The 23,633-nt window shown below is 67.6% G+C and carries 21 protein-coding genes and 1 tRNA gene; 12 read left to right on the top strand and 10 right to left on the bottom strand.

Features of this window, described 5'->3' with window-relative positions:
• Positions 1-31 precede the first annotated feature (31 nt).
• From G6N37_RS09695 to G6N37_RS09685, 3 genes are all read left to right on the top strand, one after another.
• The gene (locus G6N37_RS09695; RefSeq protein WP_163679207.1) at positions 32-607 is read left to right on the top strand and encodes a TetR/AcrR family transcriptional regulator; all 576 of its coding nucleotides are present in this window, start codon (positions 32-34) and stop codon (positions 605-607) included.
• Positions 604-2,142 carry a glycerol-3-phosphate dehydrogenase/oxidase gene (locus G6N37_RS09690; protein ID WP_163679205.1) on the top strand — a complete coding sequence of 513 codons (1,539 nt, stop codon included), beginning with the start codon at positions 604-606 and terminating at the stop codon, positions 2,140-2,142. Before G6N37_RS09695 ends, G6N37_RS09690 begins: the two co-directional genes overlap by 4 nt.
• 70 nt (positions 2,143-2,212) lie before the next feature.
• Positions 2,213-3,760 (top strand): FAD-dependent monooxygenase, encoded by a 1,548-nt coding sequence (locus G6N37_RS09685; protein WP_167527374.1) that lies wholly within the window; start codon positions 2,213-2,215, stop codon positions 3,758-3,760.
• A 10-nt stretch (positions 3,761-3,770) separates the two neighbouring features.
• On the opposite strand, the gene G6N37_RS09680 is transcribed toward G6N37_RS09685, so the two are convergent.
• The 7 genes from G6N37_RS09680 to aceE all read right to left on the bottom strand — a co-directional run bounded on the left by G6N37_RS09680 (position 3,771) and on the right by aceE (position 13,576).
• Positions 3,771-5,192 (bottom strand): acyl-CoA carboxylase subunit beta, encoded by a 1,422-nt coding sequence (locus tag G6N37_RS09680; RefSeq protein ID WP_163679199.1) that lies wholly within the window; start codon positions 5,190-5,192, stop codon positions 3,771-3,773.
• A gap of 47 nt (positions 5,193-5,239) precedes the next feature.
• Positions 5,240-6,499, bottom strand: a complete 1,260-nt coding sequence (gene kasB, locus G6N37_RS09675; RefSeq protein ID WP_083172796.1) for a 3-oxoacyl-ACP synthase KasB — start codon at positions 6,497-6,499, stop codon at positions 5,240-5,242.
• 81 nt (positions 6,500-6,580) lie between these two features.
• Entirely contained in the window at positions 6,581-7,831 is a 1,251-nt protein-coding gene (gene kasA / locus G6N37_RS09670; RefSeq protein ID WP_163679196.1) for a 3-oxoacyl-ACP synthase KasA, read from the bottom strand.
• Positions 7,828-8,172 carry a meromycolate extension acyl carrier protein AcpM gene (gene acpM / locus G6N37_RS09665; RefSeq protein ID WP_073875492.1) on the bottom strand — a complete coding sequence of 115 codons (345 nt, stop codon included), beginning with the start codon at positions 8,170-8,172 and terminating at the stop codon, positions 7,828-7,830. The genes kasA and acpM overlap by 4 nt, the downstream gene beginning before the upstream one ends.
• Before the next feature lie 82 nt (positions 8,173-8,254).
• Complete coding sequence (locus G6N37_RS09660) at positions 8,255-9,163, bottom strand: ACP S-malonyltransferase (RefSeq protein ID WP_163679193.1); 909 nt, start codon at positions 9,161-9,163, stop codon at positions 8,255-8,257.
• A 143-nt stretch (positions 9,164-9,306) separates the two neighbouring features.
• Positions 9,307-10,629 (bottom strand): PucR family transcriptional regulator, encoded by a 1,323-nt coding sequence (locus tag G6N37_RS09655; RefSeq protein ID WP_163679189.1) that lies wholly within the window; start codon positions 10,627-10,629, stop codon positions 9,307-9,309.
• Between the two features lie 157 nt (positions 10,630-10,786).
• Positions 10,787-13,576, bottom strand: a complete 2,790-nt coding sequence (aceE, locus tag G6N37_RS09650) for a pyruvate dehydrogenase (acetyl-transferring), homodimeric type (RefSeq protein ID WP_163679185.1) — start codon at positions 13,574-13,576, stop codon at positions 10,787-10,789.
• A 184-nt stretch (positions 13,577-13,760) separates the two neighbouring features.
• Here aceE and G6N37_RS09645 point away from each other — a divergent pair, with 184 nt between their 5' ends.
• From G6N37_RS09645 to G6N37_RS09630, 4 genes are all read left to right on the top strand, one after another.
• The gene (locus tag G6N37_RS09645; protein ID WP_163679182.1) at positions 13,761-14,342 is read left to right on the top strand and encodes a hypothetical protein; all 582 of its coding nucleotides are present in this window, start codon (positions 13,761-13,763) and stop codon (positions 14,340-14,342) included.
• Between the two features lie 106 nt (positions 14,343-14,448).
• Positions 14,449-14,871 (top strand): DUF3052 domain-containing protein, encoded by a 423-nt coding sequence (locus G6N37_RS09640; protein ID WP_197745731.1) that lies wholly within the window; start codon positions 14,449-14,451, stop codon positions 14,869-14,871.
• Positions 14,871-15,332 (top strand): peroxiredoxin, encoded by a 462-nt coding sequence (locus G6N37_RS09635; protein WP_163679177.1) that lies wholly within the window; start codon positions 14,871-14,873, stop codon positions 15,330-15,332. Before G6N37_RS09640 ends, G6N37_RS09635 begins: the two co-directional genes overlap by 1 nt.
• Positions 15,333-15,378: 46 nt before the next feature.
• Positions 15,379-15,450 (top strand) — tRNA-Val (locus G6N37_RS09630).
• Between the two features lie 118 nt (positions 15,451-15,568).
• On the opposite strand, the gene G6N37_RS09625 is transcribed toward G6N37_RS09630, so the two are convergent.
• The gene (locus G6N37_RS09625) at positions 15,569-18,349 is read right to left on the bottom strand and encodes a LuxR C-terminal-related transcriptional regulator (protein ID WP_163684825.1); all 2,781 of its coding nucleotides are present in this window, start codon (positions 18,347-18,349) and stop codon (positions 15,569-15,571) included.
• A gap of 298 nt (positions 18,350-18,647) precedes the next feature.
• Here G6N37_RS09625 and G6N37_RS09620 point away from each other — a divergent pair, with 298 nt between their 5' ends.
• Positions 18,648-18,977 (top strand): hypothetical protein, encoded by a 330-nt coding sequence (locus G6N37_RS09620; protein ID WP_163679175.1) that lies wholly within the window; start codon positions 18,648-18,650, stop codon positions 18,975-18,977.
• 240 nt (positions 18,978-19,217) lie between these two features.
• Entirely contained in the window at positions 19,218-20,069 is an 852-nt protein-coding gene (locus tag G6N37_RS09615; RefSeq protein ID WP_163679172.1) for a hypothetical protein, read from the top strand.
• 207 nt (positions 20,070-20,276) lie between these two features.
• Here G6N37_RS09615 and G6N37_RS09610 read toward each other — a convergent pair whose 3' ends face one another.
• Positions 20,277-20,432: a hypothetical protein gene (locus G6N37_RS09610; protein WP_163679169.1), complete on the bottom strand. Its 156-nt coding sequence runs from the start codon at positions 20,430-20,432 to the stop codon at positions 20,277-20,279.
• A gap of 305 nt (positions 20,433-20,737) precedes the next feature.
• On the opposite strand from G6N37_RS09610, the gene G6N37_RS09605 reads away from it, so the two are divergent.
• On the top strand, positions 20,738-21,982 hold the full coding sequence (locus tag G6N37_RS09605) for an SDR family NAD(P)-dependent oxidoreductase (RefSeq protein ID WP_163679166.1): 1,245 nt from the start codon (positions 20,738-20,740) through the stop codon (positions 21,980-21,982).
• A gap of 33 nt (positions 21,983-22,015) precedes the next feature.
• Here G6N37_RS09605 and G6N37_RS26445 read toward each other — a convergent pair whose 3' ends face one another.
• On the bottom strand, positions 22,016-22,144 hold the full coding sequence (locus tag G6N37_RS26445; protein WP_269475750.1) for a hypothetical protein: 129 nt from the start codon (positions 22,142-22,144) through the stop codon (positions 22,016-22,018).
• 117 nt (positions 22,145-22,261) lie between these two features.
• Between G6N37_RS26445 and G6N37_RS09600 the strand changes: the two genes are divergently transcribed.
• Together G6N37_RS09600 and G6N37_RS09595 are read left to right on the top strand one after the other, a co-directional pair.
• Positions 22,262-22,453, top strand: coding sequence for a hypothetical protein (locus tag G6N37_RS09600; protein WP_174813770.1), 192 nt, complete (start codon positions 22,262-22,264; stop codon positions 22,451-22,453).
• 164 nt (positions 22,454-22,617) lie between these two features.
• Positions 22,618-23,502, top strand: coding sequence for an alpha/beta fold hydrolase (locus G6N37_RS09595; RefSeq protein WP_174813929.1), 885 nt, complete (start codon positions 22,618-22,620; stop codon positions 23,500-23,502).
• The last annotated feature ends 131 nt before the right edge of the window (positions 23,503-23,633 follow it).

The following is a 23,633-nucleotide window of genomic DNA, read 5'->3' as shown; positions in this document are numbered from 1 at the left end:
TCGGGTTGCGTCATGCGTTACAGTATTACACATGCTGTCAATCAGTAACGCTCGCGCTCAGGTGGACACCGGGGAGCGCATCCTCGCGGCAGCAGCCAGCTGTGTGGTCGATTTCGGGGTGGACCGGGTGACCCTGGCCGAAATCGCCCGGCGCGCCGGCGTCAGCAGGCCCACGGTGTACCGGCGCTGGCCGGACACCCAGTCGATCGTCGCGGCGTTGTTGACCCGGCACGTCACCGACGTGATGCGGGACGCGCCGCTGCTCGGGGACGACCGCGAATCGCTTGTGCGACAGATTGTTACGGTGGCCAACCTGCTGCGCCGGGACCGGCTGGTCATGTCGGTGCTGCACTCCGAACTCGCACCGATCTACATCACCGAACGCCTGGGGACCAGCCAGCACATGCTGATTGACGCGCTTGCCGCCCGGCTTCGCGTGGCCCAGCGCAACGGCAGCGTCCGCGCCGGCGACCCCGTCCAGATGGCCACCATGGTGTTGCTGATCGCCCAGTCGACCATTCAGTCGGTGCAGATCGTCGAACCCATCCTGGACGCCGACGCGCTGGCCGGCGAACTGGCCTACTCGCTGAACGGATACCTGTCGTGATACCCGAGCCCACCGCGCTGAACGCGGCCCGCCGCGTGGCCGACCTGACCGCGCTCGCGGAGGGCGAGCCGCTCGACGTCCTCGTGATCGGCGGCGGCATCACCGGCGCCGGCATCGCCCTGGACGCCGCGTCCCGAGGGCTGCGTGTGGCGTTGGTGGAGAAGCACGACCTGGCCTTCGGCACCAGCCGCTGGAGCTCCAAGCTGGTCCACGGCGGCCTGCGCTACCTGGCGAGCGGCAACGTGGGGATCGCCCGCCGCAGCGCCGTCGAACGCGGAATCCTGATGAGCCGCAACGCCCCTCATCTCGTGAGGGCGATGCCGCAACTGGTTCCGCTGCTGCCGTCGATGAGCCGGGGCAAGCGCGCCCTGGTGCGCGCCGGGTTCGCGGCCGGCGACGCCTTGCGGATGCTGGCGGGCACGCCGTCGTCGACCCTGCCCCGGTCCCGCCGAGTCGGCCCGGAGCGCGTCGTGCAGCTGGCGCCCACCGTGCGGCGTGCGGGCCTGGACGGCGGCCTGCTGGCCTACGACGGGCAGTTGATCGACGACGCCCGACTGGTCACCGCGGTCGCGCGTACCGCCGCGCAGCACGGCGCCCGGATCCTGACCTACGTGGCGGCGTCGCGGGCGAGCGGCACCTCGGTGCGATTGACCGACCAGCGCACGGGGGAGTCGTTCGACGTCGCGGCCGGCGCGGTCATCAACGCGGCCGGGGTGTGGGCGGCCGAGATCGACGGCCTGTTGAAGCTGCGGCCCAGCCGCGGTACCCACCTGGTGTTCGATGCCGCCGCCTTCGGCAATCCCACTGCGGCGCTGACGGTTCCGATTCCCGGCGAGCTGAACCGGTTCGTCTTCGCGATGCCCGAGCAGCTGGGCCGGGTCTACCTGGGGCTGACCGACGAAGCGGCTCCCGGTCCGATCCCGGACGTGCCCACACCGTCGGGCGACGAGGTCACGTTCCTGCTGGACACGGTCAACACCGCGCTGGGCGCCGCGCTCGGCCCGGCCGACGTCATCGGCGCGTATGCGGGGCTGCGGCCGCTGATCGATACCGGCGAGGGTCGCACCGCGGACGTCTCGCGCGAACATGCCGTCGTCGAGTCGGCATCCGGGATCCTCAGCGTGATCGGCGGCAAGCTGACCGAATACCGCTACATGGCCCAGGACGTGCTGGACCGCGCGGTCAGCCTGCGGCGCCTGCGCGCCACCAAGTGCCGGACGCACGACCTGCCGCTGATCGGCGCGCCGGGCAACCCCGGGGCGACCGGTCCGGTCGCCGGTCTGCCGGTGTCGCTGGTGCAGCGGTACGGCGCCGAGGCGGCCAAGGTCGTCGAGTCCGCCACCTGCAAGCGCCCGACGGAGCCCGTCGCGGAGGGCATCGACGTCACCCGGGCGGAATTCGAGTACGCGATCACCCACGAGGGTGCGCTGAACGTCTCCGACATCGTGGATCGGCGCACGCGCATCGGGTTGGTGGAGTCCGATCGCGAGCGGGTGGTCGCCGTGGCGGAGGAGTTCGTCGCGCGGTTCGGCTAGGGCGCCACACGCCCGGGCGGCCGGAAATTATGGCTGTCAATATCTAATGGTAGTAACTATCATTTCAGTTATGACGACCACTCGCGTGCCCGTACTCATCGTCGGCGCCGGGGCCGGCGGCCTCGCCACCTCAGCGTTGCTCGCCAAGCACGGGGTGCATTCGCTGCTGATCGAGAAGCGGCGTGAGGTGTTCATCTATCCGAAAGCGCGCAATCTGAGCTTCCGCAGCCTCGAGATTCTGCGGGGTCTTGGTCTGAGCGATGAAGTACATGCGGTCGCCGACCATGTTTCGGAGATGAAGGTCAGGCCCGCGCTCAACAGCGCCGAGGAGAAGCTGGCCATCGATATCAACGCGATCTTCGCGGGGCTCGACGCCCTGAGCCCGGAGCCCGCGGCGCAGTACTGCCCGCAGAGCAGGCTGGAGCCGATTCTGCTGGCCGAAACGCGCCGACGGGGCAGCGAGGTGCGGTACGGAACGGAACTCTCGTCGCTCGAGCAGGACGACGCGGGGGTCACCGCGGTGCTGCGCGATCGGGACACCGGGGAGTCAGAGACCATCCGCGCCGACTACCTCGTCGGCGCCGACGGCGTGCACAGTCCGATCCGAAACTGGTTGGGCGTCAAGACCTCCGGTTACGGCGCGCTGCCGATCTACGTCGTTTTCATCTACTTCCGGGCGCCCTGGACGAAGTTCGTCTCGCACCTGGCCGACGGCGATGCCGTGCAAGTCAAGAATGTCGACGTGGATGGGATCTTTCTGCTGGTCGACGGCGAGCTGGGGATGTTCATCACCATGTATTTCCCGGGCAAGGGCGAGTCGGCGGACCAGTTCACACCGCAACGGTGCCGCGAGCTACTCACCGACGCGATCGGCGAGGAGATCGAGATCGACGTCATCGAGGTCGCGGCCTGGCAGCCCTACGAGCAGGTGGCCGACCACTTCCAGTGTGGCCGAGTCTTTCTCGTCGGCGACTCGGCGCACACCATGCCGCCGTTCAAGGCCGGGGGAGCCAACACCGCCATCCAGAGTGCGCACAACTTGGCGTGGAAGCTCGCCGCCGTGCTGGACGGGACGGCCGGTCCTTCGTTGCTGGAGACCTACCATGCCGAGCGTCACCCGGTCGGGCGGTTCGCGGCCCGCCAGTCGCTGACCGGGCCGACGCTTGCCGTGCTCCCGATGGGCGACGACGGGCCCCGGCTGCCGGCCGACGAAGAGTGCTCGATGTTCGAGTTGCTCATCGGATACCGCTACCACTCGGCGGCCATTGTGAACGGGCCCGGCGAGCCGGACGCGGTGCAACTGGTCTCGGAGTTGCGGGCGCAACCCGGCACCCGGGTTCCGCACGTCTGGGTGCGCGACGGCGTTTCGACGCTCGACCTGCTGGGCCCGGGATTCACCCTGCTGTCCGGCGACGAGCGCTGGTGTGCCGCCGCGGCTTCGGCGTCGGTGGCGGCGCATCGCATCGAGAGCGACGAGTGGGCGGCGGTCACCGGACTCGCGCCCGAGGGCGCGATACTGGTCCGTCCGGACGATTTCGTCGGCTGGCGGATGGAAGCCTTGCCAGCGGATCCCGACGGCGAACTGCGCCAGGCGCTTACGGCGATCCTCGGCCGCTAGAGCAGCTGGCCTACAGCGGGATGTTCTTGTGGCGCCCGCGACGCGCCGGCGCCTGGGCCAGCGCTTCGGTGAGCTTGCTGCGGGTGTGCGACGGGTCGATCTTCTCGTCCACCACACCGATCTCGATCGCGCTGTCCACACCGCCGGCGATCTTCTCGTGCTCGGCGGCCAGTTCGTCGTGCAGCGCCTCGCGCTCGTGGTCGGCCGCGGCGGCCAGCTTCTTCTTGTGCAGAATGCCGACGGCGGCCTTGGCGCCCATCACGGCAACCTCGGCGTCCGGCCAGGCGTACACCTTGGTCGCGTTGAGCGACCGCGAGTTCATCGCAATGTAGGCCCCGCCGTAGGTCTTTCGGGTGACCAGCGTGACACGCGGAACCGTGCACTCGCCGAAGGCGTGCAGTAGCTTCGCGCCGCGGCGCACCACGCCGCCCCACTCCTGGTCGACGCCGGGCAGGTAGCCCGGCACGTCGACCACCACCACCAGCGGGATGCCGAACGCGTCGCAGAGCCGCACGAAACGTGCTGCCTTCTCGGCGCTTTCGGAGTTCAGGCAGCCGCCCAGGCGCAGCGGGTTGTTCGCCAGCACGCCCACCGTGCGGCCCGACAGGCGGCCCAGCCCGATCACCATCGACGGCGCCCAGTTGGCCTGGAACTCGTCGAACGGCGTCTCGTCGTCCAGGATCGCGGTCACGATCGGGCGCACGTCGTAGGCCCGTCGTGCGGACTCGGGCAGCAGCGCGTGGATGTCCGTGTCACCCGCTTCGGCTTTGCTGCGGTCGAAATGCCCCTGCTGGCAGAACAATCCGACCAGCCGGCGGCCGCGCTCGTAGGCGTCGAGCTCGTCGTCGGCGACGATGTGGCACACCCCGGACTTCTTGTGGTGGGTCTCCGGTCCGCCGAGGGACGCCATGTCCACGTCCTCGCCGGTGACGCTGCGCACCACGTCGGGCCCGGTGACGAACACCCGGCTTTCCGGCGCCATCACGATGACGTCGGTCAGCGCGGGGCCGTAGGCGGCCCCACCCGCGGCGAAACCGACGACCACCGAGATCTGCGGAACGTATCCGGACGCGCGAATCATCGCCTCGAACACGGTCCCGACCGCGTGCAGGGCCTTGACGCCCTCGGCCAGCCGGGCGCCGCCGGAGTGCCAGATGCCCACGATCGGGCTCTGCTCCTCGATGGCGGTGTCGTAGGCGTTGACGATGTGCGCGCAGCCCTCGACGCCCATGGCGCCGCCCATCACCGTGCCATCGGTGCAGAAGGCGATGGTGCGCATGCCGTTGACGTTGCCCGACGCCGCAAGCACACCCGAGCGGTCACGCTCGTGCAGCAGCTCGACGCTGCCCTCGTCGAAGAAGTTGCTCAGACGCAGCAACGGGTCCCTGGGGTCGAGCGACTCGCCAACCGACGCGGGGGCCATGATTGTCATCGCAATGTCTCCTGTTCCGGGTGTGCTCTCTGGTGAGGAAGCGCTGATCAGTACCGCCCGAAGACGATCGCGACGTTGTGCCCGCCGAATCCGAACGAGTTGTTGATCGCGTACTCGTAATTGCCCGGCCGCGGCTTGCCCGCCACCACGTCCAGATCGATTTCCGGATCGAGGTTCTCGAGGTTGAGCGTCGGCGGAACGACCTGGTCGCGCAGGGCGAGCACCGTGAGGATCGACTCGACCGCACCCACCGCGCCGACCGAGTGGCCCAGCGCGGCCTTGGGCGCGTAGACCGCCGCGTTGCCGCCGTGGGGGCCGAGCGCGTTGTTGATCGCCTTGCCCTCGGCGACGTCACCCACCGAGGTGCCGGTGGCGTGGGCGTTCACGTGGTCGATATCGCCGGGTGTCAGGCCGGCCAGCTGGATCGCCCGGCTCATCGCGTGCCCGGCCCGCAGGCCGTTGGGATCCGGCGCCACCATGTGGTAGCCGTCCGAGGTGATGCTGGCGCCCATGATCCGGGCCAGGATGTTGGCCCCACGAGCCTTGGCGTGCTCCTCGGTCTCGATCACCATGAGCGCCCCCGCCTCGCCGAACACGAAGCCGGTGCGGTCCCGGTCGAACGGGCGGCATGCGCCCACCGGGTCGTCGTTCTTGGTCGACATCACGATGCGCATCTGGGCGAACGCCGCGATCGGCACCGCCTCGATCTTGGTCTCGACACCACCGCAGATGGCGATGTCGGCCTCGCCGAAGACGATGTTGCGCCATGCCTGGGCGACACCCTCGGAACCGGACGCACACGCCGACACGGGCGTGATCACGCCGGCCCTGGCGTGCCGCTCCAGGCCCACCGCCGCCGCGGCGCCGTTGGGCATGTACTTCTGCACCCCGAGCGGAGAGACCGCCTTCATGCCACGAGCGCGCATGTCGTCGTAGCTGAAGACCATCTCCTCCGACGAACCCAACCCGGTGCCGATGGACACCAGCAAGCGGTCGGAGTCGACCTCCGGCGAGCCGGCGTTCTCCCAGACCCGTCGGCTCAAGATGGTGGACATCCGCTGCAGGTAACCCGTCCGGCGCAGCTCGACGCGGGTCATCTGGCTGTCGAATTCCTCCCGCAGGTGCCCGCCGATCTTGACCGGCAGGTCGAACTCCTCGACGAACGGGTCCTCGAGCCTGCGGATACCGCTTTGGCTGTCCAGCAACAGCTTCCAGGTGTTCTCGGCGTCAGTCGCCAGTGCGGTCGTCATGGCAACGCCAGTGACGACCACGTTCGGGAGCGTTTTCCCGGTAACCAGCTCTGTCATGGGTCTTGCGAACGTTCCTTCCGTACTTGTCCGGCTACTCGCCGGGCCGCTCGCGGCCCCCGTCGTCGCCGGATGCCGTGCTCAGTACCGCCCGAAGGCGAGAGCCACGTTGTGGCCACCGAATCCGAACGAGTTGTTGATGGCGTAACGGAAATCGCCGTAGCGAGGTTCGCCCGCGACAACATCAAGGTCGATCTCGGGATCAGGGGTTTCGTAATTGAGTGTTGGCGGTATCACGCCGTCCCGAAGGCTCAATACCGTGAGAACAGATTCCAGCGCACCGACCGCCCCGATGGAGTGGCCGAGTGCGGATTTGGGTGCGTACACCGCTGCCTGCTCGCAGCCGGCGACCCGGATGGCGTTGGCTTCGGCCGTGTCGCCGATCGGTGTCGCCGTCCCGTGAGCGTTGACGTGGTCGATGTCCTTGGGGGACAAGCCGGCCAACTCGAGAGCCCGTTGCATCGCCCGGCCGGCGCGCACGCCGTCCGCGGCTGGCGCCACCATGTGGAACGCGTCCGAGGTGATGCCGGCGCCCATCAGCCGAGCCAGCGGCTTGGCGCCGCGGGCCTTGGCGTGCTCCTCGGTCTCGATCACCATGAGGGCCCCGGCCTCGCCGAACACGAAGCCGTCGCGGTCCTTGTCGAACGGCCTCGATGCGCGTTCGGGCTCGTCGTTGCGAGTGGACATGGCCCGCATCATGGAGAACGCCGCGATGGGCAGCGCCTCGATGGGACCCTCGACGCCACCACAGACGGCGACGTCCGCGTCACCCATGACGATCTGACGCCAGGCGTGGGCGATCGCTTCGGATCCCGACGAGCAGGCCGACACCGGGGTGATGACCCCGGCCCGGGCCCCGAGCTGCAGGCCCACCACCGCCGCGGCGCCGTTGGGCATGATCATCTGAACGGCGAGCGGCGACACCTTGCGGGGACCGCCCTCGTTCATCAGGTCGTAGCTCTCGACGATCCTTTCGGCGCCACCGAGCCCGGTGCCGACCACGACCGAGAACCGGTCGGGGTCGAGCTCCGGGTTGCCGGCGGTCTCCCACAGCTGAGTGCTGAGCAACTTGGCCAGCCGCTGGACGTAGGACATCCGCCGCAAGTCGAGCCTGCTCATGTGCTCGTCGATGGGCTCCTTGAGGTGACCCCCGATCTTCACGGGCAGGTCCCACTTGGTGACGAACTCGTCTTCGAGGACGCGGATGCCGCTTTCGCCGGCCAACAAACCCTTCCACGTGCTCTCGATGTCCGGCGCGATCGATGTCGTCGCCGTGACGGCGGTTACCACAACGCTGGGGTAACCGCCATTAGCAGTGGAAGGCTTGCTCACTGGTCCGCTTCCATCCTTGCCTTGACGTTGGCGACGGCGTCGGGGTTCTCCGTCTCCAGCTTGGCGCGCAGCGCCTCGGCAGCCTCGGGGTTCTCTTCCTCGAGCTTCTGGATGTAGGAGACGACGTCACCGACGGTGCGCAGACCGGCGAGGTCCTCGTCCGGGATCTTCACGCCGTACTTGTCCTCGGTCTGCACGGCGATCTCGACCATCGACAGCGAGTCGATGTCCAGGTCGTCGACGAACGACTTCTCCGGGGTGACCTCGGACGGCTCGATACCGGTGACCTCTTCGATGATCTCCGCGATACCGGCGATGATTTCTTCCTGGCTGACGGCCACAGCGTCTTCCCTTCTTAATGTGTTGTGTTAGTCGAACAGAGCGTTCTTATAGAGCGTTATGTGGTTGTACTGGATGCGGCTGTCAGAGCTCGGCCACTGCGTCCAGGTCTGCGGGTGCCTTGACGGCGCGGGTCGTGACCCCCCGAAGTTCTCGTTTGGCGATGCCCGTCAGAGTGCCCGCGGGGGGGAACTCCACGGCCGCCGTGACCTCGCGGTCACGCATGGTCGCCGTGCACAGGTCCCAGCGCACCGGCTGGGTCAGCTGGGCGACCAGCGCCTCCATCGCCGCCGCCGCGGAGGCGACGGGCTGCCCGTCGCGGTTCGACAGCAGCGTGGCGGTGGGCTCGGAGGTCGCGACCGACGCCGCCGCGGCGGCGTAGCGGTCGAGGGCCGGGGCCATGTACTTGGTGTGGAACGCCCCGGCGACACCGAGGGCGCGGATGCGGGCCTTCGCCGGCGGGTCCTCGGCCAGCTTCTCCAGCGCCGTCAGCGGGCCGGCGGCGACGATCTGGCCGGCGGCGTTGCGGTTGGCGGGGAACAGGTCGAGTTGCTCGAGACGGGCCAGCACCTCGGCCTCGTCACCGCCGAGCACGGCCGACATGCCGGTCGGCTCGACGGCGCACGCCTTGGCCATCTCGGCGCCACGGGTGGCGGCCAGCGCGACGGCGTCATCGGCGGCCATCACACCGGCGATCGCATACGCCGCGATCTCGCCGACGGAGTGGCCGGCGACGATGAGGTCCGCGTCGGACAGCAGGCCGCGCTTGGTGAGTTCCTGGTGGGCCAGCAGGGTGGCGGCGACGACCAGGGGCTGAGTGACCGCGGTGTCGGTGATCTCTTCGGTCGACGCGGTGGTGCCCAGCCGGACCAGGTCGAGGCCACTGGCCTTCGACCACAGGTCGAGCTGGTCCGCGGCGCCGGACAGTTCGAGCCACGGCGACAGCATCCCCTCGGTCTGCGAACCCTGTCCGGGCGCAAGCAAAGCAATCACGTGTTTAAGAGAACACTGTGGAAACGGTTTTGGCGGGTGTAACAGATTATGAACCTGGTCTTAGGTTTTTGTGTAGTCCCTACAAAACAGCTCCGTAAGCTACATGTTCGATACCGTGCCGCGATCTGTTGTCTGGATCACTATCACTCGGATTGACCCACGATAGCCGCCCTGACCGGCAGCGGAACAGGGGGAATCGGTTTGGTGGCGACGCCGGCGGGAGCGGTGGGGTAGTTGAGCTGGCCGACGGTGGCCGCCACTCGCAGCACATATGCGTCGCGCGGCTGGGTGGGATCGCGTCCGGTGAAGTCGGTGATCCGCTTGAGTCGGTAGCGCACGGTGTTTGGATGAACGAACAACTTTCTGGCACAGGCTTCAATCGCGCCGCCACAATCCAAGTAAGCGTCCAGGGTTTCGATGAGGGTGGGCCCCGCGTCCGCCAACGGCCCCATGACGTCGGTGTGCAGCGCCACGATGGCCGAGGCGTCCCCCATCAGGGCGCGTTCGGGCAGGAGTTCGCGAGCCAGCACGGGCCGGGGCGCCCCCCGCCAGCCGCCGACGGCGTTCATCCCCGAAATCGCCTCGCTGGCGCTGTGATAGGCCGCCGTCAGCATGGGTGCGGTGGGCCCGATGACCACCGGGCCGTCGGAGAACGCGTCCAGCAGTTCGCCGAGGAATTTGTCAGTAGGCGACAGTTGGCCGGACACGATGGCGACCAGCCAGGTGCCGTGCACGTCCGTGAGGGCGGCGCGGCCGTGGCGCGCGGCGATGTCGCGGACGTGCTGGCTGGCCCGCTGGCTGTCGCCCGGCCCGGTGGTCCCGTCCCGGCCGGGCGCGGGGGCCCCGACCACGACGGTCGCCGGCGCGGTGGTGTCCCAGTTGAGCGCCGCGGCCCGGGACAACAGCTCCGGCCCGGTGTCGCCGCGGACCACCGCGTCGACCACGCTGGCCTCCATCCGGCTGTCCCAGGTGCCGCGGGCCTCGGCCGCGTTGGCGTAGGCCGAGGCGGCGGTGAACGCCAGGTCACGGCTGTACTTGAGCACGCCCACGGTCAGGGAGGTCAACTGCTCCTCGGAGCGGGCCACCAGCGGCAGCACCTCTTCGAAGAACTCCATGGTGACGCGCACCATGTCCACGCTGTGCCGCAACGCGATCCGGCGGGCCAGGTCCTGGGGCACCAGCTCGAACGCCTGGGCGGTGTAGCTGACGTTGCTGTGCGGGTCCTGCATCCATTCGACGAAGTTGTTGATGGCCGTCTGGACCACCAACGCCACGCTGGCCCGCTGCGACGCCTCCAGGTCGGCGAAGAAGGGCAACCGGTCCTGCATGACCGACACCGCTTCGGTGGCCAGTCGCCCGGAGTACTGCTTCAGCCGCCGCAACACGGAGTCGGGCACGGTGTCCAGCAGTTCGAGCGGCGACCGGGGCTGCTTGGCGAAGGGGCCGGCGAACGGGTTGTCATTCACCCCTAAAACCTACGCCACTTTTCTGGAAGTATCCGCCAAAGGTGCGGGCGGTTTTGCGTCGTGCTGGGCGTTGTGGCGCTCGAGTGCCCGGCTGGCCGGGCGCTCGACGCCCAGTGCCCGGCTGGCCGGGCGCTCGCGGAGATAACCAAGCCGAGCGTCAGGCCACCCCGGGGTCGGAGGTCTGCTCGGGCGCGGCCTGGACGTCGTCGATCTTGTACTGGCGCGCGGCCGCGACCGGCACCGAGGGGTCGATCTCGCCGTCGCGCGCCAACGCCTCGAGCACCGCGACCACCTGCGACTCGGCGTCGGTGTTGAAGTAGCGCCGCGCGGCCGGACGGGTGTCCGAGAAGCCGAACCCGTCGGTGCCCAGGGTGACGAACGTGTTGGGCACCCAGGGCCGGATCTGCTCGGGGACGGCGCGCATCCAGTCGGACACGGCGATCACCGGGCCGCTGGTGTTCGACAGGGCCTGGGTGACGTAGGCGGTGCCGGCCGGCCGGTCGGGGTGGCGCAGCTTCGCCTTCTCGACGGCCAGGCCGTCGCGGTTCAGCTCGCCCCAGCTGGTCACCGACCAGACGTCGGCGGCGACGTCCCACTCGGCGGCCAGCATCTCGGCCGCCTGCAGCGCCGACGGCATCGCCACGCCGGAGGCCAGGATGTGCGCCGTGTTCGCGCGCTGTTCGCTGGCGGGGCGGTAGCGGTAGATGCCGCGCAACACGCCCTCGGGATCGAAGTTCTCGGGCTCCGGCGGCTGCACGTACGGCTCGTTGTAGACGGTGATGTAGAAGAAGATGTTCTCCGGGTTCTCCCCGAACATCCGCGCAAGCCCGCTTTCCACGATGTAGGCGATCTCGTAGGCGAACGCCGGGTCGTAGGCCACCACCGCCGGATTGGTGCTGGCCAGCAGCAGCGAGTGGCCGTCGGCGTGCTGCAGGCCCTCGCCGGTCAGCGTGGTGCGCCCCGCGGTGGCCCCGAGCAGGAAGCCGCGGGTCATCTGGTCGGCGGCGGCCCACAGGCCGTCACCGGTGCGCTGGAAGCCGAACATCGAATAGAAGATGTAGATCGGGATCATCGGCTCGTTGTGTGTCGCGTACGACGTGCCGGCCGCGATGAACGAGCCCACCGAGCCCGCCTCGTTGATGCCCTCGTGCAGGATCTGGCCGATTTCGCTTTCCTTGTAGGCCAGCATCAGCTCGGCGTCGACGGCGGTGTACAGCTGGCCGAGGCGGTTGTAGATCTTCAGCGACGGGAACCACGAGTCCATGCCGAACGTGCGCGCCTCGTCGGGGATGATCGGCACGATGCGCGGGCCGATCTCCTTGTCCCGCAACACTTCCTTGAAGGTCCGCACGGTCGCCATGGTGGTGGCGACCTCCTGGGTGCCCGACCCCTTCCTCAGCGCGGCGTAGATGTCACGCGAGGGCAGCTTGAGCGCCTTGGCCTTGGTGCGGCGCTCGGGCAGGAAGCCGCCGAGGGTGCGGCGACGGTCGAGCATGTAGCGGATCTCCGGGGCGTCCGGCCCGGGGTGGTAGTAGGGCGGCAGGTAGGGATTCTCGTCCAGCTGCGCATCGCTGATGGGGATCCGCATCGAGTCCCGGAACCACTTAAGGTCTTCCAGCGCAAGCTTTTTCATCTGGTGCGTGGCGTTACGGCCCTGGAAGTGCGCGCCCAACGAGTAACCCTTGATGGTCTTGGCCAGGATGACCGTGGGCTGGCCCTTGTGGTCGACGGCGGCCCGGTAGGCGGCGTACACCTTGCGGTAGTCGTGGCCGCCGCGCTTGAGGTTCCAGATCTCGGAATCGGTCATGTGCTCGACCAGCGCCTTGGTGCGCGGGTCGCGGCCGAAGAAATGCTCGCGCACGTAACCGCCGTCTCTGGACTTGTACGTCTGGTAGTCGCCGTCGGGGGTGACGTTCATCAGGTTCACCAGCGCGCCGTCCCGGTCGGCGTGCAGCAGCGTGTCCCACTCGCGGCCCCAGACCACCTTGATGACGTTCCAGCCGGCCCCGCGGAAGAACGACTCCAGCTCCTGGATGATCTTGCCGTTGCCGCGCACCGGGCCGTCCAGGCGCTGCAGGTTGCAGTTGATCACGAAGGTCAGGTTGTCCAGGCCCTCGAGCGCGCCGACGTGCGCCAGCCCGCGGCTCTCCGGCTCGTCCATCTCGCCGTCACCCAAGAAGCACCACACGTGCTGATCGGAGGTGTCCTTGATGCCCCGGTCGTGCAGGTAGTGGTTGAACCGCGCCTGGTAGATGGCGTTGAGCGGGCCCAGGCCCATCGAGACCGTGGGGAACTCCCAGAAGTCGGGCATCAGCCGGGGGTGCGGATAGGAGGGCAACCCGCCGCCGGCGTGGCTGTGCTCCTGGCGGAAGCCGTCGAGCCGGTCCTCGCTGAGCCGGCCTTCGAGGAAGGCGCGCGCGTAAATCCCCGGCGACGCGTGGCCCTGGATGAAGACCTGGTCGCCGCCGCCGGGATGCGACTTGCCCCGGAAGAAGTGGTTGAAGCCGACTTCATAGAGCGCCGCCGAGGACGCGTACGTCGAAATGTGGCCGCCCACGCCGACTCCCGGCCGCTGGGCGCGGTGCACCATGATCGCGGCGTTCCACCGGATCCAGGCCCGGAAGCGCCGTTCGACGTCCTCGTCGCCGGGGAACCACGGTTCCAGTTCGGTCGGGATCGTGTTGACGTAATCGGTTGACGTCAGCGCCGGAATGGCGACACGCTGCTCGCCGGCCCGCTCCAGCAGCCGCAGCATCAGATACCGCGCCCGCGACGGTCCCGAGCGCTCCAGCAGCTCGTCGAACGACTCCAACCACTCCGAGGTCTCTTCTGGGTCGATGTCGGGCAGGTACGAGGCGACGCCTTCGCGGATCACCCGAACGCGGTCGGGTTCGCTTGCGCTGCTGGGGGTTTTCGCCAGATCGTGGCGCGCGAACTCGGTTGTCAACGCACTGCTCCTGTAGTTGGCGGGGGTTGTGCCCTCGGGTGCTGCGCACCGTCTCCCCCTATCGTGCCGCACCGGCGTTTCGCGGGGCCAGCCGACGCCTGGTCGCCGATGCGGGCTCACCCGGCGGACACGAAGTCGTCCGTGGCGGGACTTTCGGGAAAGGCAACCGGTAACGTCAGGAGCCGTGCTCATCGGATGGCGTGCCGTCCCTGCGGGGAGCTTCCCCAGGCGAGGCGCTCTGGCGCTTGGATGTATCGCGGCGACGCTGATGGGGATCGTGGGGTGTACCACCGTCACCAACGGCACGGCCACGCCGGACACCCAGGTGGCCCCGGCCTACCGCCAGTCGGTGTCCGCGTCGGTGTCGGCATCGTCGGCGACGTCGCGGGTGCGCGAGTCCCAGCGGCAGCAGTCGCTGACCACCAGGGCGGTGCGCACCTCGTGCGACACGCTGGCCACGTCCAGCAAGGACGCGATCGACAAGGTGAACATTTTCGTCGGCGCGTTCAACGCGGGTCGCGGCACCGGCCCCACGGAGGGGCCGGCCATCGACGCGCTCAACAACAGCGCCGACACCGTGAGCAACAGCTTCAACGATGCGCTGTCCCAGCAGCTGAAGGACGCGTTCAACACGTATATCGACGCGGCGCGCGGGGTGGCCAACGCCATCGGCACCCATGCGCCGACGGGGGAATTCAACCGGCGGGTGGACCGGCTCAACGACGCCAAGACCAAGGCGCTGAAACTCTGCCTGGCGTCCTTCTGAGGCGCCTCGTGAGGCACGAGTGACGACCGGGTTGCGGCTGTGCGACGATAATCCCCAATCGCAGAGCGCGCAGACGGCTTGCGAACAGATGCAAGGAGGCTCCACGGTGGTCGCGGCGGATCACGCCCCGGGCTACGCCCGCAAACTGGGCATCCAACGAGACCAAGTTGTCCAGGAATGGGGCTGGGACGAGGACACCGACGACGAGATCCGCGCTGACGTCGAGGAAGCGTGCGGCGGTGAGTTGCTCGACGAGGACACCGACGAGGTGGTCGACGTCGTGCTGCTGTGGTGGCGCGACGGCGACGGCGACCTGGTGGACACCCTGATGGACGCGATCGGCCCGTTGGCCGAGGACGGCGTGATCTGGGTGTTGACGCCCAAGACCGGCAAGCCCGGTCACGTGCTGCCCGCCGAGATCGCCGAGGCGGCGCCCACCGCCGGTCTGATGCCGACCTCGTCGGTCAACCTGGGTGACTGGAGCGCCAGCCGGCTGGTGCAGCCGAAATCCCGAACCGGGAAGCGTTGATGCTGTCCGTCGGCGCCACCGCCCCGGACTTCACACTGCGCGACCAGAATCAACAGCGTGTCACGCTGAGCGCCTACCGCGGCGCCAAGAACGTCCTGTTGGTGTTCTTCCCGCTGGCCTTCACCGGCATCTGCCAGGGCGAGCTGGATCAGCTGCGCGATCACCTGCCCGACTTCGAGAACGACGACAGCGCGGCGCTGGCCATCTCGGTCGGGCCGCCGCCCACCCACCGGATCTGGTCGCTGGAGAGCGGGTTCACCTTCCCGGTGCTGTCGGACTTCTGGCCGCACGGCGAGGTCAGCCAGGCCTACGGCGTGTTCAACGACGAGGCCGGCTACCCCAACCGCGGCACCTTCGTCATCGACCGTTCCGGCATCATCCGGTTCGCCGAGATGAAACAGCCCGGCGAATCCCGCAACCAGCGGCTGTGGACCGATGCGCTGACGGCTTTGCGGGACTGAGACTATTGGGTACTCGGGCTTGGTGCGTGTAGCCTGCCTCGGGCACGGGCGCGTAGCTCAGTGGTAGAGCTCTGGTTTTACACACCAGCGGTCGGCGGTTCGATACCGTCCGCGCCCACTCATTCGCTTTGGGCTTCGCGACCGTAACGCCATGGCGTCTTTCGGCCCCGATTTTCGCCCTGGCGTTACGCTCGCGCGGTGAGCGTCGCTGCGTGCCGTGAGACCATGGCGCCGGGTCACAAGTCGAGTTGGTCGACGCGGCGGACCAATTCCGCGCGGGTGCGCACGTCGAGCTTGCGGTAGACGTGGCTGAGGTGCACTTCGACGGTCTTGGGGCTGATGAACAACGCGGTGGCTACCTCCCGGTTGGTCATGCCCGACGCGGCGAGCTCGGCCACGCGCCGCTCGCCTGCCGTCAATAGTTTGGCCGTGCCCGTGCTGATGTCGGAACGGGCCAACGACGCCCGAGCCTTCGCCGACCACAGTGGGGTATCCAGTTCGTCGAACACCGCCAGCGCCGCACCGACGTTGGCGCGGGCGGTGTCGCGGTGGCGTTGGCGGCGCTGCAGCTGACCGAGCAGCAGCTGGGTGCGGGCCCGCTCGAACGGCATCGGCAGCCGGTCATGTTCGGTCATCGCGGTCTGGGCCGCCGCGGTCGCCGCGGCCAGGTCACCCCGTGCGGCCAACAGCATCGCGCGGCAGCGGGCGCCGACGGCCAGCATCCAGGCGCGCTCAAGCCGCCGGCCATTGCTTTCCAGAATTTCGATCCATGGTGCCGCCTCGTCCATCCGGCCCGATTGGATGAGCGACTCGACGGCGTCCGGGAGAAACCAGGCGACGAATATCTCCGTTGCATTCGGCGCGGCCCCGACCCTGGCCAGCAGTGGTTCGAGCGCATCGATGGCCGCCTGATAATTGCCCAGCGAAACTTCAAGAAATCCCAAGACCGCTACGGTCCACGCCGTGAGGAGCTCCGTGCCGGATTCTCGCATCGGTCCGATCGCCTCGTCCACGTCGTGACGAGCCTCGTGCTCCCGGCCACTGTAGGCGGCAACGAGCGCCCGGGCGGTCAAAGCCGCAGCGAGCGACAGCGTCCCACCAAGCTGACGTGCCCGTTCAACCGTGTCCTCGGCCAGCTGGGCAGCCTCGGTGAGGTCGGCTCGCCAGATTTCGTTGAGGACCTGGTGAAACGTGACGAAGACAAGCTCGCTCTCCTCGCCGTGATCTATACAGTTCCTTCTGATGGCAACGAACTTGTCATGGGCCAGGTCGAGTCGTCCGGTCCAGGCCGAGGCGAGTGCATCGTGAACCGTTGGGCGAAACATTACCGTTGTCGCGGCCTGTTGGTTCTCCAACTCCACTGCACGGCAGAGTTTTTGATCATCGCAACCGCTGCCGAGCAGCAAGTGCACCACAACATTCATGCCGAGCGCTTGGCTGAGGAGTTGCGTGTCGTTCAGGCGAACGGCACTCGCAACAGCATCTGCGATGCTGCGCGCCGACGCAGCGAGTTGATCGGCGTTGTGGGTCTGAATCCAGGACAGCGACACAAGTATCTGCACACGCAACGCGAGATCATCTCCCGCGTTGGCGAGGGCACGCTCGAGTTGATCGGCACCCTCGATCACACTGCCCTCGAGATGACTCATCAGACCCAGCACATTCAACGCTTCGGCTCGCTGCTTCGCGGTCGCGACCGATACTAGGGTCTGCTTGAGCATAATCCGGGCATGCGCCGCGTTTCCTGCGTTGAAATGGTGGGTGGCACAGAGGATCCGACGTGCTGCGGTGTCACCGCCTAGACCGATTGCGAGTTCGAGCAGTTCGGCTGCGGCGGCGGGGGCGCCGCGCATGCGGGCGATGTGGGCGGCGGTGTCGAGGGCTTCTAGGGTTTGCGGTTCGCCGGTGGGGTCGGACAGCGCGAGGTGGCGGGCGCGCAGTTCGGGTTCGGTCACGAGTTCGGCCAGGCATCGGTGCATTGCGCGGCGCTGGGCCGCGGTGGCGTCGTCGTAGCAGCCGCGGGCCAGCAGGGGGTGGATGAATTGGACACGATTGCCGGAAATCTCAACGATGCCCTGTGTTTCGGCGACTTCGAGCAGTCCGAGAGCGTGGTCGGTGTCGCTGCCGATTGCGCATGCGATGTCGCCGATGGTCGGTGCGCCCACGCAGGCCATGGCCAGCAGCGCTTGGCGTGCCGCCGGGTCGAGTGTGCCGATGCGGTTGTGCACCAGCTCCATCAGTGTGGCCGGCATCGACACGTGTGCGCCCGGTGGCTGGTCGAGCAGCGCGCGGGCCAGTTCGATGGCATAGAACGGGTTTCCGGCCGAGACTTCATAGATGCGTGACATCTGGGGCCGCGATAGCGAGCGGCCAAGGCGCCGCGACACCGCCGAGTGAAGCGCACCAACGCTCAACGGGCCCAGTCGGATCCGCGTCAATTCTGCGGGTGGGGGTGGGGCAAACCAGGACGGTGCACCGTCGTGGTGGCTGTTGGTGCGGAAGGTGGCCAGCAAGCCGACGGGTCCAGTGGCTCGTCGTGCGGCGAAACCGATCGCTTGGGCGCTGGAGGGATCCAGCCACTGCAGATCGTCGACGGCCACCAGCACCGGTGACGTCTCGGCAAGAATCTGCATCGCGGAGAAAAATGCCGCGGCCACCGTGCGCTGATCGGTGGGCTGGCCGTCGGTTTTGGCGCGCAACAGGATCCGGTCGATCGCGAGACGTTGCGGATCCGGCAGCGGCGTCGCATCGAGCCCGGCGTCGACAATAAGGTCGGCCAACGAGGCGTAGGCCAGAACGGAATCGGTGGCCGACGCCCGCGCGGCCAGCACCGCAAAACCGCGTTCGCGGGCTTGGTCGAGCGCCGACAACCACAACGTCGTCTTGCCGATGCCAGGGTCGCCCTCGATCACCAAAGCGGACGGTGCAGTGCTTGCCGAGGCGAGGAAGTCCTCGACGGCGCGAGCCTCAGCCGAGCGCCCCGGCCGGCCCGTTACGAGCCTGTCGGTGTCAGTCACCGTCGGTGCGACTTGTCGATGACATCGGGGATTCGCGCATTCACTCGTGCGGCCGCCAGCGATTACCCAGCCTAAGGGCTGGCAATTGCCTGCGCAATGGCTGCAGATTGCCTGGTTGAGGTGCGCCCGGGTTGATGGCGCTGCCTGTGCGAACGGACTACGTTCGTGCGCTGAACCAGCTTCGTTGCCCGATTCCGACACGCGTCGTCGGTTGCTGACGTGAGTAGTCGGCTAATGATTTGGGAAATAAGGGGAATCCCTGATGACGCCGCGGTTATCGACACGTAGCGTCTCGGCGATGAGCGGTCGCGCGCACGGCACGCGGTTCTTCCTAGCGGAGTGGTACCGCGGCGAGCTCAACCAAGACGAGATTGACCGCATCGCCGCCAGGCTCGACGAATCGTCGCAGTCGGTGTCGGCCGACGGCGCGTCGGTGCGACGCGTGATGACGATGGCGGTTCCTGCCGGCGAATGGATTTTCGGGATTTTCGAGGCGGACTCCGCGGACACCGTTGAGCAGGTCTGCCGACACGCGGGAATGGCGCCGCAGCAGCTCAACCCCGCCGTCGAAGACCGCGTTCGCGGCACCTACCGCCGCGACGACAGGACCCTGCCAACAAACGATTGAACGCGCCACCCACCATGTCGGCGCGCACGTCAACGCTGGTCACGGCACCGCCAATGGCGAAAAGATAAGGGAAATCCCTGATTTCTGCGTCGCGCGCAACGTCATAGCATCGAACTCGCAGCTGAGCTGGGCTTTGGGGGCGGCGAGAAGGCCACATCCGGTTCGGCGCGGCTGCGGACGTGAAGCACGCGATCGAGCAGAGCGCCGCCGCGTGGAAGCCGTCAACCATGGAGAGAGCAGATGACCAAGCAGTCGAGCAATGTCGGTCAGAAAGCACGGTCCGTTGGATATGTGCTGGCGGCCTGTGCCGTCGGATGCGCCTCGGCGACAATGGCGATGCCGACCGCGCACGCCGATCCGCTCGACAACGTCCGCGGCGCCGTCAACGGCGCACGTGCACAATCAGTTTGCGGGCCACTGAACTACAGCATTGCGCTGGAAGGCGAGGCGCAAGCCGCCGTAGGTAATCACTTGCCGGGGGTCCCTCCCGCCGGGAACTATAACGGCAGCGTCACGCGATTCAATATGACGGGCGACCCTGCGTCCCAGGCGATCAACGGCGTCATGGGCCAGGCCAGCGGCGCAATCAAGGACTGCAAGTACAAAGACTTCGGCGTGGGCTTCTACCGGGTAAACGATTCATTCGACGACGTGGGCATCGCACTCGGCCAACCAGCCGCACCGGCTCCGGCGCCGGCCCCGGCGCCAAACTCAAACGAGCGCGTCCATTGCAGTAACGGGGGCGGGTATTACCTGCCGGCGGGCTCGGATTGCTCCAAGACTCCCAATCCCAATCCGCCTCCGGCGGCGGCGCCGGTGACCAACGCGATCCAGTTGTCGTTCGGTCCTCCGCATTTGGGCAGCATCACGGCCACGATTTCGAACTCGTCGGCCCTCACCGCCAAGTGCACCTATGACTCGACCCCTTTCAATACTCACCGTGACTTCACGGTTGATCCGAACGGGAGTACGAATCAGACCTTCAGTGGTTTCAACACCGGAACCAGTTATCACGTCGTGGTCTCGTGCCACGACGCCAGCGGCAAGCAGTCTCAGGAGATTGGCCACGCCGAAACGAATGTGACGTTCTAACCAGGCAGCGCCGAACCGGACCGTACCGGTTCGCCGGCCTAAGCAAGGAGTTCCGATGTCGCATGTCAGCATCGCGAGCAAGCCTGGCTTGCTCGGTGCCGCAACGGCTCTCGGTACAGCAGCGCTCCTGTCGGGCCCAGCTCTCGCGGGAGCGTGGCCGCCGGTGCCGCTCGCCCCGGCGTGTGACCAGTTTCAGTTCATCGGTGACTACTCTCTGCGCCAAGCCAACGGCTTTACGGTGCAATTCAGATCGACCGGCCCAAGCGCCAGCGGCAGCGCGAGTGCGTTGGACTCATCGGGCAAAACCGCAATGACCGGCACCGTCAGCGGCGGCATCGACCGCACCCGCATCGACTTCACCATCCGCTGGGGCAGCGGACCCCGCGGTCACTACACCGGCCTTATCAATGCCGACGGCTTTGCCCGCGGTACGACCGTTGACGAGGCAAATCCCGGACCGATCACGAACTGGGGCGCCACGGTGCCATGGGGATGCGCGACACCCGAACCGACGGGGCCTCGACCGGGCCCCAGCAACGGCCCGATCCTCGCGCCCACCGACACGCCACCGGCCCCATCCGCCACTCCCAGACCCACAGGGCCCACCCGCCAACCGTGACCGTCAACGGTGACGTGGACGTTCATGGTTCACGCGCTGGGCCGCAAGAATGGCTTCGCCGGCGTCGAGGGCAGCCGGCGCCGACCGGGCATCGGCTACGCCTGGCGAGACTTCATCCCGAATGCATGATGCCGTGTGGCAGTCTCAGTGGCGTGAACGAGCAACCCTGATGCCGTTTCGCATCGACGTCTGCGACGATGTCCTGGAAGATCTGCGCTCGCGCCTGCGGCGCACGCGTTGGCCGGAAGCCGAATGCGTGGACGACTGGAGCCAGGGCATGCCGCTGGCATACACCCGCGACCTGGCCGGCTATTGGGCCGACGAATACGACTGGCGCTCAAGTGAGGCCGCGCTGTTCGCCTGTGCCGAATTGTCAAAAACCTGTCCTGATTCATCAAGACTCCAGGCCCGGTTGCGCGTCAGTGTTGGCGTCACGCCACATGAATCGACGTGTCTGGAAGGAAGCACCATGGCAAAGAACATCAACCTCACCGGCAAGATCGCCGTCGTCACCGGCGCGGGATCGGGGATCGGTGCGGCGACCGCGCGCCTGCTGGCCCGGCATGGGGCCAAAGTCCACGTCGCCGACATCAATGCCGACGCGGCCGCCGCCGTGGCTGGTGAAATAGGTGGCGGCGCAGTCGATCATGCGATCGACGTGAGCCACCCGGAAGAGGTCGAGGCATTGGCCAAGGCCGTCTTCGACCAGGACGGGCGTGTCGACATCCTGCACAACAACGCCGGCATCGGCCACGGAGCGGACATCGACGCCACCACCGTCGAGGACTGGCAGCGCGTCATCGGGGTCAACCTGCTCGGCGTCGCCTACGGCGTGCAGGCATTCGTCCCTCGAATGCTCGAGCAAGGCCACCCTGCCACCGTGATCAACACGGCGTCCGAGGCGGGGCTGCACCCCATCGCGCGGATGGCGCCCTACTGCGCGTCCAAGTTCGGAGTCGTCGGGATGAGTGAAGCCCTCAATGCCGAGTTGCGGCCGCGCGGCATCCGCGTCGTCGCGCTGTGCCCGGGCATCATCAACACTCCGATCGTCCGGGAAGGGACCATGCGCGGCGACCTCAGCACCGAACAGGCGAAGATCGCGGCGTTCTACGACAAGCACGGCGCGTCACCGGACACCGTCGCCGCCGCGGTGCTCGACGCGATCGCGCGCCCACGGCTGATCGTCGCCACGCCGCGGACGCACGTGCTGGCACCCTATGTGCTGCATAGGATTTCGCCTCGACTGGTGCAGCCCCTGGCCCGCGTCCTTCCGAAGGTCATGACCCGCGGCTAGCGAAATTCATTGGCTTGAAACGGGTTCGCTTCGTCAAGCCTGGACTGCTAGCTCGTCGATGCGTTGTGAGCGGGCGAAGATCAAGCCACTGACGAGCAGCACCCATGCGGGGAAGACCAACGTCACCCACATGCTCACCTCGGTGAGGGCCAACACGGCCACAGCGGCCACGTAGCTCGTGACTGCCAGCCACCGGGGCATCAGTCCGGTCCCGGCGCCGTCACCCTCAATTACGACGGCGAGCCCGTCGGCAGCGGGCGTGTCGAGATCACCATCCCGATGGCCTATTCGGCCGACGGGGCCTGCGATGTGGGCGCCGACACCGGCTCCCCGGCGTCGCGGGACTATGGCCCCGCCGGAAACGGTTTCAGCGGCGACATCGCCTGGGTGCAGCTCGCGATCGGCGACGACAGCCACGACCACCTGATCAAGCCCGAGGACCTTATCCACGCCGCGATGGTCAAGCAGTAGCACCGCACGGGGGCTGCGTCTCGAAAAGTCAAATATCAGTCCCGATCTGTCAAGATTCCCTCGGGGTCACCGGCGCACGCTGTGTCTTAACGAGAGGTTCGTGAGCGACAGGTGAGACCATGACAAGCGAATCAATTCCCGCCGGGAGTTTCGACGTCGCGACGATGTCAATGCCGCGACTCGACGGGGTGAGCCACCGGTTTGTGGACGTGGGCGGCGGCGTCAGAATCCACGTGGCCGAAACGGGACCGGCCGACGGGCCGCCGGTGATGCTGGTGCACGGCTTCCCGCAGAATTGGTGGGAGTGGCGCGAGCTCATCGGGCCTCTGGCGGCCGACGGGTACCGGGTGCTCTGCCCGGATCTGCGTGGCGCCGGCTGGAGTTCAGCACCGGCGTCCCGGTACGGCAAGGTCGGCATGGCCGACGACCTGGCCGCCGTGCTCGACCGGCTGGGCGCCGAGCCGGTAGCCCTCGTCGCCCACGACTGGGGCGGACCGGTCTCCTTCATCATGATGCTGCGCCACCCCGAAATGGTGAGGGGTTACTTCGGGGTCAACACCGTCGCGCCCTGGCTAAAACCCGATCTGGCGACGCTGCGCCACCTGTGGCGGTTCTGGTATCAGCTTCCCATCGCACTGCCGCTGGTGGGTCCACGCGTCATTGCCGACCCCAAGGGCCGGTTCCTGCGACTGCTGAGTTCGTGGGTGGGAGGCGGCTTTTCGATGCCCGGGGACGATTTCTGGCTGTACGCGCGGCGCATGCGGGAACCCGGCCACGCTGTCGCCGGATCGCGTTGGTACCGCACCTTTTTGACGCGGGAGTTCTTGCCGTGGGTTGCCGGTCGATACGCCGATGCCCGCGTGGAGGTTCCCGTCCGCTGGCTACACGGTACCGACGACCCGGTGCTCACTCCCACGCTGCTGCGCGGATACCAGGCGCAGGTCCGCGACTTCGACGTGGAACTGGTCGACGGGGTGGGCCACTGGTTCGCCGAACAGCGCCCCGACATCCTGCTCGAACGGCTTCGCAACTTCCTCGCCCGCATCTGACAACTTGCCAGCGGCCGGGCCCCGACCGTCATACCCGCCTGGGGCGGCGTGGGCTGGCGCGTCGCGGTATTCGCTATCACGGCACTCTCCGGGATCCGGCTGTGCGGCGTGGATCAACCGACGGCTCCGGC

Origin of the sequence: Mycobacterium seoulense, assembly GCF_010731595.1 — a bacterium.
Classification (GTDB): domain Bacteria; phylum Actinomycetota; class Actinomycetes; order Mycobacteriales; family Mycobacteriaceae; genus Mycobacterium; species Mycobacterium seoulense.
Note: the sequence above shows the minus strand (reverse complement) of the source record. Positions and strands in the feature narration are given on the sequence as shown.

Excerpts from the sequence above, each read along its gene's own strand:
- G6N37_RS09605 (WP_163679166.1), top strand. The coding sequence starts at position 20,738 with ATGGCTTCGCCGGCGTCGAGGGCAGCCGGCGCCGACCGGGCATCGGCT.
- G6N37_RS09635 (WP_163679177.1), top strand. The coding sequence starts at position 14,871 with ATGCTGTCCGTCGGCGCCACCGCCCCGGACTTCACACTGCGCGACCAG.
- G6N37_RS09685 (WP_167527374.1), top strand. The coding sequence starts at position 2,213 with ATGACGACCACTCGCGTGCCCGTACTCATCGTCGGCGCCGGGGCCGGC.
- kasB (WP_083172796.1), bottom strand. The coding sequence starts at position 6,499 with ATGACAGAGCTGGTTACCGGGAAAACGCTCCCGAACGTGGTCGTCACT.
- G6N37_RS09615 (WP_163679172.1), top strand. The coding sequence starts at position 19,218 with ATGACCAAGCAGTCGAGCAATGTCGGTCAGAAAGCACGGTCCGTTGGA.
- G6N37_RS09610 (WP_163679169.1), bottom strand. The coding sequence starts at position 20,432 with ATGGTGAAGTCGATGCGGGTGCGGTCGATGCCGCCGCTGACGGTGCCG.
- G6N37_RS09595 (WP_174813929.1), top strand. The coding sequence starts at position 22,618 with ATGTCAATGCCGCGACTCGACGGGGTGAGCCACCGGTTTGTGGACGTG.
- G6N37_RS09600 (WP_174813770.1), top strand. The coding sequence starts at position 22,262 with ATGGCCTATTCGGCCGACGGGGCCTGCGATGTGGGCGCCGACACCGGC.
- G6N37_RS09680 (WP_163679199.1), bottom strand. The coding sequence starts at position 5,192 with ATGACAATCATGGCCCCCGCGTCGGTTGGCGAGTCGCTCGACCCCAGG.
- G6N37_RS09695 (WP_163679207.1), top strand. The coding sequence starts at position 32 with ATGCTGTCAATCAGTAACGCTCGCGCTCAGGTGGACACCGGGGAGCGC.
- G6N37_RS09620 (WP_163679175.1), top strand. The coding sequence starts at position 18,648 with ATGAGCGGTCGCGCGCACGGCACGCGGTTCTTCCTAGCGGAGTGGTAC.